General features: G+C 74.9%; 10 protein-coding genes. 8 read left to right on the top strand and 2 right to left on the bottom strand.

Annotated elements, in window-relative coordinates; genetic code table 11:
* Positions 1 to 132: 132 nt before the first annotated feature.
* From mihF to M3185_RS05370, 7 genes are all read left to right on the top strand, one after another.
* Positions 133 to 447: an integration host factor, actinobacterial type gene (mihF, locus tag M3185_RS05400; RefSeq protein ID WP_251332649.1), complete on the top strand. Its 315-nt coding sequence runs from the start codon at positions 133 to 135 to the stop codon at positions 445 to 447.
* A gap of 127 nt (positions 448 to 574) precedes the next feature.
* Positions 575 to 1,168 carry a guanylate kinase gene (gene gmk / locus M3185_RS05395; RefSeq protein WP_251332648.1) on the top strand — a complete coding sequence of 198 codons (594 nt, stop codon included), beginning with the start codon at positions 575 to 577 and terminating at the stop codon, positions 1,166 to 1,168.
* A gap of 29 nt (positions 1,169 to 1,197) precedes the next feature.
* On the top strand, positions 1,198 to 1,728 hold the full coding sequence (gene rpoZ, locus M3185_RS05390) for a DNA-directed RNA polymerase subunit omega (protein ID WP_251332647.1): 531 nt from the start codon (positions 1,198 to 1,200) through the stop codon (positions 1,726 to 1,728).
* 34 nt (positions 1,729 to 1,762) lie between these two features.
* Entirely contained in the window at positions 1,763 to 2,992 is a 1,230-nt protein-coding gene (gene coaBC / locus M3185_RS05385) for a bifunctional phosphopantothenoylcysteine decarboxylase/phosphopantothenate--cysteine ligase CoaBC (protein WP_251332646.1), read from the top strand.
* An 82-nt stretch (positions 2,993 to 3,074) separates the two neighbouring features.
* Positions 3,075 to 4,280 carry a methionine adenosyltransferase gene (gene metK / locus M3185_RS05380; protein WP_251332645.1) on the top strand — a complete coding sequence of 402 codons (1,206 nt, stop codon included), beginning with the start codon at positions 3,075 to 3,077 and terminating at the stop codon, positions 4,278 to 4,280.
* Positions 4,281 to 4,282: 2 nt separating this feature from the next.
* Positions 4,283 to 6,397 carry a primosomal protein N' family DNA-binding protein gene (locus tag M3185_RS05375; protein ID WP_251332644.1) on the top strand — a complete coding sequence of 705 codons (2,115 nt, stop codon included), beginning with the start codon at positions 4,283 to 4,285 and terminating at the stop codon, positions 6,395 to 6,397.
* 97 nt (positions 6,398 to 6,494) lie between these two features.
* Positions 6,495 to 7,976, top strand: a complete 1,482-nt coding sequence (locus M3185_RS05370; protein WP_251332643.1) for a glutamate-cysteine ligase family protein — start codon at positions 6,495 to 6,497, stop codon at positions 7,974 to 7,976.
* 31 nt (positions 7,977 to 8,007) lie between these two features.
* On the opposite strand, the gene M3185_RS05365 is transcribed toward M3185_RS05370, so the two are convergent.
* The gene (locus M3185_RS05365) at positions 8,008 to 9,123 is read right to left on the bottom strand and encodes a glycosyltransferase (protein ID WP_251332642.1); all 1,116 of its coding nucleotides are present in this window, start codon (positions 9,121 to 9,123) and stop codon (positions 8,008 to 8,010) included.
* Positions 9,120 to 10,298 carry an alpha/beta fold hydrolase gene (locus M3185_RS05360; protein WP_251332641.1) on the bottom strand — a complete coding sequence of 393 codons (1,179 nt, stop codon included), beginning with the start codon at positions 10,296 to 10,298 and terminating at the stop codon, positions 9,120 to 9,122. The genes M3185_RS05365 and M3185_RS05360 overlap by 4 nt, the downstream gene beginning before the upstream one ends.
* 240 nt (positions 10,299 to 10,538) lie before the next feature.
* On the opposite strand from M3185_RS05360, the gene leuS reads away from it, so the two are divergent.
* Positions 10,539 to 13,031, top strand: a complete 2,493-nt coding sequence (leuS, locus tag M3185_RS05355) for a leucine--tRNA ligase (RefSeq protein WP_251332640.1) — start codon at positions 10,539 to 10,541, stop codon at positions 13,029 to 13,031.
* Positions 13,032 to 13,034 lie beyond the last annotated feature (3 nt).

Below are 13,034 nucleotides of genomic sequence, written 5' to 3'. Positions count from 1 at the left end.
CTGACTTCCCTGGTCACGCCACGGTTGCGGTGGTTTACCATCCATCGTTACTCATGTAGTTTCTTTAGCAAACGGGCTGTCCGTCCCACCGCGGGGCGGGGGCTGCGGCCCGTCGTGACGAGGAGGAACTACATGGCACTGCGTCCGTTGACCGACGACGAGCGGGCCGCTGCGCGGGAGAAGGCCACGAAGGCGCGGACGGCCCGCGCCGACGTGAAGAAGGGCCTGCGGGAGCGCTCGCTGACGATCGCCGAGATCCTGGACCGCGCCGACCGGGACGAGGCCGTGAGCCGGCTCAAGGTCTCGGACCTCCTCGAGTCCACCCCCGGGATCGGCAAGGTCCGCTCGGCGGCCATCATGGACGATCTCGGCATCGCCCGCACCCGCCGGCTGCGCGGGCTCGGCGTGCACCAGCGCAAGGCCCTGATCGAGTACTTCGACCGCTGAGCCCCGCCCGGCGCCCGCCGGCCCCGCCCCCGTCCGCGGACCGGAGGGGGCCCCGGCGGGCGCCGTCGGGACCACGGCGCCGGATCGGCTAGATTGGGAGGACCACCCCACCCCCAGGAGGATCTCCGTGAGCCCTGCCGCGCCCCGCGCCGAGCGCCCGTCCCTCACCGTGCTCGCCGGCCCCACGGCCGTGGGCAAGGGAACCGTCTCGACCTACGTCCGGGACCACTACCCGCAGGTCTGGCTCTCCGTCTCCGCGACCACGCGCGCGCCCCGGCCGGGCGAGACGGACGGCGTGCACTACTTCTTCGTCTCCGACGACGAGTTCGACGTGATGGTCCGCGACGGCCGGATGCTGGAGTGGGCCGTCGTGCACAACTCCCACCGCTACGGCACGCTGCGCTCCACCGTGGAGCAGGCGCTCGAGACGGGGCGCAGCGTCCTGCTGGAGATCGACCTGCAGGGGGCCCGCCAGGTGCGCAGCACCATGCCGGAGGCGAACTTCGTGTTCCTGGCCCCGCCCAGCTGGGACGAGATGGTCGCCCGGCTCGTGGGCCGGGGCACCGAGACCCCGGCGCAACAGCGGCAGCGGCTGGAAACCGCTAAACTGGAGCTCGCGGCCGAGCCGGAGTTCGACCACACCGTCGTCAACGACCGCGTCGAGCGCGCCGCCGCCGAACTCGTGTCGCTCATGGGCCTCGACCCCGAGCAGACATCCTGATCCCCGTCCACCTCGTTTGGAGCAATCGCTTGTCATCCCACACCGAAGGCATCATCAACCCGCCGATCGACGCCCTGCTGAAGAAGTCCGACTCCAAGTACGGGCTCGTCATCTTCGGCGCGCGCCGTGCCCGGCAGATCAATGCCTACTACTCGCAGCTGCACGAGGGCCTGTTCGAGTACGTCGGTCCGCTCGTCGACACCCAGCTCAACGAGAAGCCGCTGTCCATCGCCTTCCGTGAGATCGACGAGGCGCTCATCGAGGGCCGTCCCGTCGAGCACGCCGGCTTCGCCGAGAACGGGCAGCTGACCACGGAGCAGGATCTGGCCGCCGACGTCTTCGGCGCCGACTTCTTCGCCCAGGGCACCGAGGACGACGCCGCGGCGTTCACCGCCGACACCCCGTTCTCCGCCGACGCGGCCGTGGACTTCTCCTCCGGGGACCCCCTGGGCGACCTGCCCGGCGGGCTCCAGGACACCCCCGACAACGGTGCCGGCGACGCGGGCGACTCCGTTCCGCCGGAGCCGGGCCAGGCCCCCGGGGACCTCCGGGACCTGTGAGCCGGACCCGTCCCGCCCGGCGGGCGGTCGCCGCGTGAGGGTTGTCCTCGGCGTCGGCGGCGGCATCGCCGCCTACAAGGCCGCCCTGCTGCTGCGCCTGTTCACCGAGGGCGGCCACACGGTCGTGCCCGTCCCCACCGAGTCCGCCCTGAAGTTCGTGGGCGCCCCCACGTGGGAGGCCCTGTCCGGGCAGCGGGTGAGCACCGACGTCTTCGAGCGGGTGGACGAGGTCAACCACGTCCACCAGGGGCAGTCCGCCGACCTCGTCGTCGTGGCCCCGGCGACCGCCGACGTCCTGGCCCGCGCCGCGCACGGGCACGCCGACGACCTGCTGACGACCACGCTGCTGGCCACGCGGGCCCCCGTGCTGTTCGCCCCGGCCATGCACACCGAGATGTGGCTCAACCCGGCGACGCAGGCGAACGTCGCGCTGCTGCGCGCCCACGGGCACACCGTGCTGGAGCCCGCCGTCGGCCGGCTCACCGGCCCCGACTCGGGCCCGGGCCGGCTGCCGGACCCCGAGCTCATCCACGCCGCCGCCCTGCGCCTGGTGGCGCGCGAGGAGGACGCCGCGGCCGGCCCGCTGGCCGGTGCCCGCGTGCTCGTCAGCGCCGGCGGCACCCGGGAGCCGCTGGACCCGGTGCGCTTCCTCGGCAACCGCTCCTCGGGCAAGCAGGGCGTGGCCCTCGCGGCCGCCGCGCGCGACGCCGGCGCCGACGTCGTGCTCGTGGCCGCGCACCTGGAGACCCTCGTGCCCCCGGGGGTCGAGGTCGTGCACGTCGGCACGGCCGAGCAGCTGCGCCGGGCGTGCGTGCGCGCGGCCGCGCGCGCTGACGTCGTGGTGATGGCCGCGGCCGTCGCCGACTACCGCCCCGCGACGGTCGCCGCCGCGAAGATGAAGAAGGCCGAGGACGGGTCCGACCCCGTCATCCGGCTCGTGCGCAACCCGGACGTCCTGCGGGAGCTCGTGGACCTGCGCAACACCGCCCGCCGCCGACAGCTCGTGGTGGGCTTCGCCGCCGAGACGGGCGACGACGGGACGGACCCCCTGACGTTCGGGCGGCAGAAGCTCGTCCGCAAGGGCTGCGACCTGCTGGCCGTCAACCAGGTGGGGGAGGACCTCGTGTTCGGCCAGGACGCCACGGCCGTCACCGTGCTCTCCGCCGCCGGCGGCCCGGAGCAGGTGCTCGAGGGGACCAAGGCCGACGTGGCCCGCGGCCTCGTCGAGCGGATCGCGCAGGAGCTGGCGGCCGTGCGCGCCTGAGCGCCCGCCGCAGCCCCGGCCCGCCCGCGCTGTGCCGCCGGCCGCGCTGTGCCGTCCGGGGCGGCGGGTAGTGTGGTCTCCCGTGAGCGAGACGACCCAGCACCTGAGACTGTTCACCTCCGAGTCCGTCACGGAGGGCCACCCCGACAAGATCTGCGACCAGATCAGCGACTCCATCCTCGACGACCTGCTGCGCCAGGACCCCGAGTCCTCCGTGGCCGTCGAGACCATGGTGACCACCGGGCTGGTGCACGTGGCCGGGGAGGTCAAGACCCGCGGCTACGTGGAGATCCCCAACGTGGTGCGCAAGTGCCTGCTGGACATCGGCTACAACTCCTCGGTGCACGGCTTCGACGGCGAGTTCTGCGGCGTGTCGATCAGCGTGGGCGAGCAGTCCCCGGAGATCTACGAGGGCGTGTTCAACTCCCTCGAGGTGCGCGAGGGCACGGCCGTCGACGCCCGGGACGCCCAGGGCGCCGGCGACCAGGGCATCATGTTCGGCTACGCCTCCAACGAGACGGAGGTCCTCATGCCGGCGCCCATCTGGATCGCCCACCGGCTCTCCGAGCAGCTCACCCGCGTGCGCAAGACCGCGGTGCTGCCCGGGCTGCGCCCCGACGGCAAGACCCAGGTCACCCTGGGCTACGACGGCCACCGCCCGGTGGCGGTGGACACGGTGGTGGTCTCCTCCCAGCACGTCGAGGGCTACGACCTCGACCAGCTCGCCTCCGACCTGCGGCAGAGCGTGATCACCCCCGTGCTCGAGGAGTCGGGGCTGGACCTATCCGCCACCCAGGTGATCATCAACCCCGCCGGCAACTTCGTCCGGGGCGGCCCGGTGGGCGACGCCGGGCTCACCGGGCGCAAGATCATCGTGGACACCTACGGCGGCATGGCCCGCCACGGCGGCGGGGCCTTCTCCGGCAAGGACCCCTCGAAGGTGGACCGCTCCGCCGCGTACGCGATGCGCTGGGTCGCCAAGAACGTGGTGGCCGCGGGCCTCGCCGAGCGCGCCGAGGTGCAGGTCGCCTACGCCATCGGCCGCGCCGCCCCCGTGGGGCTCTACGTCGAGACGTTCGGCACCGAGACGGTCGACCCGGCCCGCATCGAGCGGGCCATCCGGGAGGTCTTCGACCTGCGCCCGCTGGCGATCATCGAGGACCTCGACCTCAAGCGCCCCATCTACGCCCGCACCGCCGCGCACGGGCACTTCGGCCGCACCGACCCCGAGTTCACCTGGGAGCGCACCGACCGCGTCGAGGACCTGCGCTCCGCCGCCGGGGTGTGACCGTGTCCCCGGAGGAGTCCCCGGCCGCCGCGCAGACCCCGCGGCAGCTGTCCCTCCTCACGGGGTTCCCCCCGCGCCCGGCACGGCCCGACGCGAAGGGCGTGGGTGCCGCGCTCCTCGCCGAGCGCGACCCCGTGGCGCGGGTGCTGCTGGACACGCACGTCCCGCACCTGGACCGCCCGTTCGACTACGCGGTGCCGGCCGAGCTCGCGGACGCCGCCGTGCCCGGGGCCCGCGTCAAGGTGGGCTTCGCCGGCCAGGAGCTCACCGGCTTCGTCCTGGAGCGCGTCGCGGACTCCCAGGTGAGGCAGCGGCTGCAGCCGCTGCGCCGGGTGCTCTCGGCGCTGCCGGTCCTGTCCCCCGAGATCGCGCGGCTGGCCGAGGACGTGGCCGCGCGCTCGGCCGGCACGGTCGCCGACGTCGTGCGCGTGGCCGTCCCGCCGCGGGTCGCGCGCGTGGACAAGGAGCTCGAGCAGCGCCTGGCCGAGGACCCCGGGCACTCCACGGGCCTGTCCCCGCACGCCCCGGCCCCCTCCCACGACGCCGCGCTGGCCGACTACGCCGGCGGGCCCGCCTTCCTGGCCGAGCTCACCGCCGGGGGCGCGCCCCGGGCCGTGGCCGAGGTGCTCCCGGCCCACCCGGCCCACGACTGGACCGACGTGCTCGCCGCGGCCGTCGGCGCCGCCTGGCGGGCCGGGCGCGGGGCCGTGGCGGTCGTGCCCGACCAGAAGGCGCTGGCCCGGCTCGAGCGCGCGGTGGCCGACGAGATCGGCGCCGAGCACCTGGTGCGACTGCACGCCGACGACGGGCCCACGCCCCGCTACCGGGCGTTCCTCGCCGCGGCCACCGGCCGGGTGCGGGTGGTGCTGGGCACCCGCTCCGCGGCCTACGCCCCCGTCGACGACCTGGGGCTGGTGTGCTGCTGGGACGACGGCGACGAGAACCTCGTGGAGCAGCGCGCGCCCTACCAGCACGCCCGCGACGTGCTGCTGCTGCGGGCCGGGCGCAGCGGGTGCGCCGCCCTGTTCGCCGGCCACGCCGTGAGCCCCGAGGCGCAGCGGCTCGTGAGCACCGGGTGGGCCCGGCGGATCGCCCCGGAGCGGGACGTGCTGCGCGCCTTCATGCCGCGGATCGTCTCGACCGCCGACTCCTTCCACGCCGCCCGCGACCCCCTGGCCAGCCGGGCGCGGCTGCCGGAGACCGCCTTCCGCGCCGCCCGGGCCGGACTGGAGCACGGACCGGTCCTCGTGCAGGTGGCCCGCGCCGGCTACGCCCCGCACCTGGCGTGCGAGCGCTGCCGCGAGCCGGCCCGCTGCCGGCACTGCGAGGGCCCCCTGGGGGTCGGCTCCCGCCGCGGCGTCCCGCGCTGCGGGTGGTGCGGGCGCTCCGCCCACGGCTGGACGTGCACCGCGTGCGGGTCCCGGCGGATGCGCCTGGTCACGGTGGGGGCGCTGCGCACCGCCGAGGAGCTGGGCCGGGCGTTCCCGCAGGTGCCCGTGGTCGCCTCCTCGGGCGACGCCGTGCGCCCCGAGGTGGGCGCCGCCCCGGCGCTGGTGGTGGCGACCCCCGGGGCCGAGCCGGTCGCGGAGGGGGGCTACGCCGCGGCCCTGCTGCTGGACGGCAACCAGATGCTCATGCGCCCGGCCCTGCGGGCGGCCGAGCAGACGCTGCGCCGTTGGTGCAACGCGGCCGCTCTCGTGCGCCGGGCCCGGGACGGCGGGGTCGTGGTCGTCACCGCGGAGCACGAGAGCGCGGTGGGGGCCCTGGTGCGCTGGGACCCCGCCGGCCACGCCGAGCGCGAGCTCGCCGAGCGCCACGCCCTGGGCCTGCCGCCCGCGGTGCGCTCGGCGGCCCTGACGGGCCCGGCGGCGGCCGTCGCCGCGTTCCTGGCGGACCTCGAGCTGCCCGGGGCCGTGCGCGTGATCGGCCCGACCCCCCTCGAGGACCACGAGCCGGGCCCCGGCGGGGAGCCGGCCCCGCACCGGGTGCTGCTGTTCTTCGGCTACGGGATCGCCGGGGAGGTCACCCGCCGGCTGCGGGCCGCCCGGGCCAAGGCCTCCGCGCTGCGCAAGCACCCGCCCGTGCACGTGCGCTGCGACGTCACCGACCTGCTCTGAGCGCCCCGGTCCGCCGGGGCCTTGGCGGGCGGGCCCGGGTGTGGTTGGTTGGTCCCACGCGGCGGCGCCGCCGCGGCCGTCACGCCGGGAGGTCACCGTGGGAGATGAGGTCCGCGCCCGCAGCTACACGCGGGAGGAGCGCCAGCGCTACCGGGAGAAGGTCCGCCGGGACCTCGACGTCTTCGAGCTGATGCTCACCCGCAGCTCCTTCGAGTTCGACCGGCCGATGACCGGGCTGGAGATCGAGCTCAACCTCGTCGACGAGCGCTTCGACCCGCACTTCCGCAACGCCGAGGTGCTCGCGGCGATCGCCGACCCCGGCTACCAGACGGAGCTGGCGCAGTACAACATCGAGCTCAACGTCCCGCCGCGGCCGCTGCCCGGCCGGGCCGCCCTGGAGCTCGAGGAGGACCTGCGCGCCTCGCTCAACGCGGCGGACGCCAAGGCCCGCGAGATCGGCTCGCGGCTGCTGGCGATCGGGATCCTGCCCACGATCATGCCCGAGCATTACCAGCAGGAGTGGATCAGCGACAACAACCGCTACGCGGCGCTCAACGACTCGATCTTCGTGGCGCGCGGCGAGGACATCCGGCTAGAGATCGCGGGCCCGACCGGGGAGCGGGTCGAGACGTGGTGCGACTCGATCGCCCCCGAGTCGGCGTGCACGAGCGTCCAGCTGCACCTGCAGGTCGCCCCGTCGGAGTTCGCGGCCCACTGGAACGCCGCCCAGGCGCTGTCCGCCCCCCAGGTCGCGCTGGCCGCGAACAGCCCGTTCTTCTTCGGCCGGCGGCTGCACGCCGAGACGCGGATCGAGCTGTTCAAGCAGGCCACGGACACCCGCCCGGTCGAGCTGCGCAACCAGGGCGTGCGCCCGCGGGTGTTCTTCGGGGAGCGCTGGATCACCTCGATCTTCGACCTGTTCGAGGAGAACGTCCGCTACTTCCCGGCGCTGCTCGCCGAGTGCTCCGACGAGGACCCGATGGCCAAGCTGCTGGCGGGCGTGGCCCCGCAGCTGTCCGAGCTGCGGCTGCACAACGGGACCGTCTACCGCTGGAACCGGCCGATCTACGACGTCGTGGGCGGCATCCCGCACCTGCGGGTCGAGAACCGGGTGCTGCCCGCGGGGCCCACGATCGCGGACGTGCTCGCGAACGCCGCGTTCTACTACGGCGCCGTGCGCGTGCTGGCGCGCCAGGAGCGGCCCGTGTGGACGCGGATGAGCTTCGCGGCGTGCGCCGAGAACTTCGCCCGGGCGGCGCGGGACGGCATCGACGCGAGGTTCTACTGGCCCGGCTTCGGGGAGGTCTGCGCCGACGAGCTGGTGCTGCGCCACCTGCTGCCGCTGGCCCACCAGGGCCTCGAGGAGTGGGGCGTGGCGCCGGAGGTGCGCGAGCGCTACCTCGGCATCGTCGAGGCGCGCTGCGTCGCCGGGGTCACCGGAGCGACGTGGCAGACGCGCGCCGTCGAGCGCCTCGAGGCCCGGGGCGCGGACCGGCGCACCGCGCTGCGGCGCATGCTCGGGCTCTACGCGGGCCACATGGACGGCAACGCGCCGGTGCACACCTGGCCGCTGCCCTGACGCGCCTGACCGCGGCCCGGGCCGGGCGCGGTCACCGGCGGGCCGAGCGGCGCTCGTGCACGCCGCGGGCGACCTCCACGAGGGTGCGCGCCGAGTCGACCCACGAGTACGCCCGGGCCCGTTCCAGCCCGGCCAGCACCTGCGTGCGCCGTCGCTGCGGGTCCTCGAGGGCGCGCACGGCGGCGGCGAAGGCGGCGTCGTCGCCGGCGGGCGCGTAGGAGGCGCCGGAGCCGGCGACCTCCCGGAAGATCGGCAGGTCGCTGCACACCACCGGGGTGCCGGCGGCGAGCGCCTCGACGACCGGCAGGCCGTAGCCCTCGGCCCGGGAGGCGGTCAGCAGCGCGGACGCCCGGGCGAGCAGCGCGGCGTAGTCGTCCTCGCTCACCCCGTCGTGGACCACGACCCGCGCGCCCGGGGGCACCAGGGCCTCCAGCTCGGCCCGCCGGGACGGGGAGATCCCGGAGAGCAGGTGCAGCTCGTGGTCGGGCAGCCGTCCCGCCGCGCGGACGAGCGTCTCGACGTTCTTGTAGGGCAGGAACGCGCCCATGTAGAGCAGCAGCTTCTCCCGGCCCGGCAGCCGGGCGAGGGCCTCGGCGTCGCCCAGCACGGAGCCGGGCTGCGGGGCGTTGGGCACGACGTGCACGGGCCGGCGGGTGAGCCGGTGGGCGGCCATGAGCTCCCGGGTGGTCGCGGAGACGGTGACGACGGCGTCGGCGCGGTCGAGCAGCACGCGCTGCGGCCACCAGGCGCGGTGGTAGAGCCGCCAGCCCGCGCGCACGGGTGCCGGCAGGTCGGCGGGGGGCTGGGGGTGGTCGTAGTAGATGAGGTCGTGCAGGGTGAGCACGAGCCCGTGCCGGCGGCCCGCGGAGCCCATGGTCTGCATGGGGGAGAAGACCACGTCGGGGCGGTGCCGGTTGAGGACCAAGGCCGTGGCGGCCTCGGCCGCCGAGACCGGGGAGGGTCCGAGCACGTGCGGGACGTCCGGGAGCATGGCCAGCTGCCGCGGGTCGCTGACGAGCATCGCGAGGTCGAGGTCCGGGTCGGTGGCGGCGAGCCCGGCCGTGGCCTCGATCAGCCCCGCCCCGTAGCGGCTGATCCCGTCGTGGCGGCCCAGCCGGGTGTAGCGGGCGTCCATGAGCAGCCTCATCGGCGGGACCCCCCGTGGCGCCGGCGGCGGACGGCCCGCTGCAGCCCGGTCAGGGGCGCGGTGAACGGGCCGGTGAACGGTCCCGTGGTCGGGGCGCTGAGGTCCGCGGGCGGCAGCTCCCGGTGCAGGGCGGCGGGCCCGCTGCCGGGAGGCGGGGCGCCGGCCGGCTGGGGGGCGACGGTGGGCTCGGGGGCGGGGGAGGCGAGGAAGTCGTGGACGAGCTCGGCCGTGCGCTCGGGGGCCTCGTAGTGGATGAGGTGCCCGACCCCGTCGAGGACCTCGAGGCGGCGCCGGGGGATCCAGGAAGCCATCCGCCGCTGCGCGGCCACGGAGCCGAGCTCGTCGTCCGCGCCGACGACGAGCAGCGTCGGCATGCCCAGCTGCATCGCGACCTCCGCGACGGTGGAGGAGACCGACGCCCGGTACGCCTCGAGCAGCACGTCCCGGTTCGCGAACGCGGAGAAGTAGGCCCGGTGCTGGTGGCGCACGTAGCGGCGCACCGCGGGGTCCGGGGACTTGGTCATGACCTCGCTCATGGCGTCGGTGACGGTCCCGCTCGCCAGCAGCCGCCGGCCGAGGCCGGCGGGCAGCACCCGGCCCAGCCGGTAGTAGGCGACGGCGAGGCGGCTCAGCGCCGCCTGGGAGCCCTCCAGGGCCGGCTCGCAGATGGGGTTCACGAGCACCAGCCGCTCGACCATGGCGGGGTGGGCGGCGGCGAAGTGGGCGGCCACCACGGACCCGAAGGAGTGGCCCAGCAGCGCGACGCCGGGCCCGGTGCCGTCCCGGGCGGGGCCGTCGTGCACGGCGCCGCCGGTGAGGGTCTCGAGGAAGCGGTGCAGGAACCCCGCGTAGCCGGCGACGTCGTGGGCCCGGTCGGGGAACGGCTCGGAGCGGCCGAAGCCGGGCAGGTCGGGGACGACGACGTGGTAGCGGTCCCGGAGCCGGTCGGCGATCAGCTGCAGGCCGTGGTGGTCGCCGCGGAACCCGTGCACCAGCACGAGCAGGGGCTTGGGGGTGCGGTCGACGTCGTAGAACCAGTAGCGCACCCGGTGGCCGTCGAGCACGACGCTGCGCCGCTCGGCGTACGGGTCGTGCAGCCGGACCCGGGGCGCGGGGGTGCCCGGCGCGGTGTCCGGCGGTGTGTCCGGCGGTGTGCCCGGCGCGGTGTCCGGCATGGTTCCTCCCTGCGGGCCGGTGCTCGCCCGGTGGTCGCGGCCCGCTGACGATGCTAGCGGGCGGGTGGGGGACCGCGGGCCGGGGCGCCGGTGCCGCTGGGCTACCATGGGACGGACTCCACCACCGTTACCACCGTCGGCGCGCGCCGGGGCCCCGTGATGCCCGCGCGCCGCCCACACGACCGTGCGCGGCCCGCACCCGGGCCGGCGCCGGTCCCACCGACCGCGAAGGCGAGGACCGTGACCGAACAGCTGCACACGACCGAGACCACCGGGTACGACTTCCGCGCCATCGAGGCGAAGTGGCCCTCGTTCTGGACGGAGCAGAAGGTCTTCGAGCCGCTCGACGACGGGTCCCGGGAACGCCGCTACGTGCTGGACATGTTCCCCTACCCCTCCGGGGACCTGCACATGGGCCACGCCGAGGCGTTCGCGATGGGCGACGTCGTGGCCCGGTACTGGCGCCAGCGCGGCTACGACGTCCTGCACCCGATCGGCTGGGACTCCTTCGGGCTGCCGGCCGAGAACGCGGCGATCAAGCGCGACGCGCACCCCGCCGAGTGGACCTACGCGAACATCGAGACCCAGAAGGCCTCCTTCCAGCGCTACGCGATCAGCGCCGACTGGTCCCGGGAGATCCACACCTCCGACCCGGAGTACTACCGGTGGACGCAGTGGCTGTTCCTGCAGTTCCACGCCAAGGGCCTGGCCTACCGCAAGAACTCCCCGGTCAACTGGTGCCCCAAGGACCAGACGGTGCTCGCCAACGAGCAGGTCGTCAACGGCGCGTGCGAGCGCTGCGGCACCCCGGTGACGAAGAAGGCCCTGAACCAGTGGTACTTCAAGATCACCGACTACGCCGACCGGCTGCTCGACGACATGGCGCAACTGGAGGGGCACTGGCCCGAGCGCGTGCTGGCCATGCAGCGCAACTGGATCGGCCGCTCCGAGGGCGCCCACGTGCACTTCACGATCGAGGGCGCCGGCGAGGGCGGGACCGACCGCGACGTCACCGTGTTCACGACCCGCCCCGACACGCTCTACGGCGCCACCTTCTTCGTGGTCGCCGCGGACGCGGACCTGGCGCAGGAGATCGTCGCCCCCGAGCACGCCGAGGAGCTGGCCGCCTACCGCGAGCAGGTCAAGGCGCTGTCCGACATCGAGCGCCAGGCCACCGACCGGCAGAAGACCGGGGTGTTCCTGGGCCGCCACGCCCTCAACCCCCTCACCGGGGAGAGGCTGCCCGTGTGGGCCGCCGACTACGTGCTCGCCGACTACGGCACGGGCGCGATCATGGCGGTGCCCGCCCACGACCAGCGCGACCTCGACTTCGCCCGCACCTTCGGCCTGCCGGTGCGCGCAGTGCTGGACACCGGCGAGGAGGACCCGGCCGTCACCGGGATCGCCACCACCGGCGAGGGCACCCTGATCAACTCCGGGGAGCTGTCCGGGCTGGAGAAGACCGAGGCCATCGAGCGCGCCGTCGCCGTGGTCGAGGCCGCGGGCACCGGCGAGCGCCGGGTCAACTTCCGGCTGCGCGACTGGCTGCTCTCCCGCCAGCGGTTCTGGGGCGCTCCCATCCCGATCGTCCACTGCGCGGCGTGCGGGGAGGTGCCCGTGCCCGAGGACCAGCTGCCCGTGCGGCTGCCCGACGACCTGCGCGGCGAGCAGCTGGCCCCCAAGGGCCGCTCCCCGCTCGCGGCCGCCGAGGAATGGGTCAACGTCGAGTGCCCGGCGTGCGGCGGGCCCGCCCAGCGGGACACCGACACCATGGACACGTTCGTGGACTCCTCCTGGTACTACCTGCGCTTCGCGTCCCCCACCGACGAGAACGCCGCGTTCGACCTCGAGCAGACCCGCAGGTGGCTGCCCGTGGACCAGTACGTGGGCGGGGTGGAGCACGCCATCCTGCACCTGCTGTACTCCCGGTTCTTCACCAAGGTCCTCTACGACCTCGGCCTCGTGGAGTTCACCGAGCCGTTCAAGGCGCTGCTGAACCAGGGGCAGGTGCTCAACGGCGGCAAGGCGATGTCCAAGTCGCTGGGCAACGGCGTGGACCTCGGCGAGCAGCTCGACGAGTTCGGCGTCGACGCCGTGCGCCTGACCATGGTCTTCGCGTCCCCGCCCGAGGACGACGTCGACTGGGCGGACGTCTCCCCGCAGGGCGCGCAGAAGTTCCTGGCCCGCGCCTGGCGCCTGGCCCAGGACGTCGCCTCCGCGCCCGGCACCGACCGGGCCGCCGGGGACCAGGCCGTGCGCCGGGCCGCCCACCGGGCCGTCGACGACGCCGCGCAGCTGCTCGACGGGGGGAAGTTCAACGTGGTCGTCGCCAAGACCATGGAGCTCGTCAACGTGGTCCGCAAGGCCATCGACTCCGGCTGCGGGCCCGCCGACCCCGCCGTGCGCGAGGCCGTCGAGGCGGTCGCGGTCCTGCTCTCGCTCGTCGCCCCGTACACCGCCGAGGACATGTGGCACGCCCTGGGCCACGAGGGCTCCGTCGTCGTCGCCGGCTGGCCCGCGGTCGACCCCGCCCTGCTCGTGGACGACACCGTGACGGCCGTCGTGCAGATCAAGGGCAAGGTCCGGGACCGGCTCGAGGTGCCCGCGGACATCACCGAGGACGCCCTGCGCGAGCTCGCCCTGGCCTCCGAGGCGATCCGCCGCCAGCTGGGCGATGCCGAGATCCGCAAGGTGATCGTGCGCGCGCCCAAGCTCGTCAACATCGTCGCCTGAGCC

It is taken from the genome of Kocuria rosea (assembly GCF_023715525.1).
In the GTDB taxonomy this organism is placed as follows: Bacteria; Actinomycetota; Actinomycetes; order Actinomycetales; family Micrococcaceae; genus Kocuria; species Kocuria rosea_A.
This window is presented reverse-complemented; position numbering and strand designations above follow the sequence as displayed.

Coding starts and splice junctions, on each gene's coding strand:
- mihF (WP_251332649.1), top strand. CDS start 133: ATGGCACTGCGTCCGTTGACCGACGACGAGCGGGCCGCTGCGCGGGAG.
- M3185_RS05365 (WP_251332642.1), bottom strand. CDS start 9,123: ATGAGGCTGCTCATGGACGCCCGCTACACCCGGCTGGGCCGCCACGAC.
- M3185_RS05360 (WP_251332641.1), bottom strand. CDS start 10,298: ATGCCGGACACCGCGCCGGGCACACCGCCGGACACACCGCCGGACACC.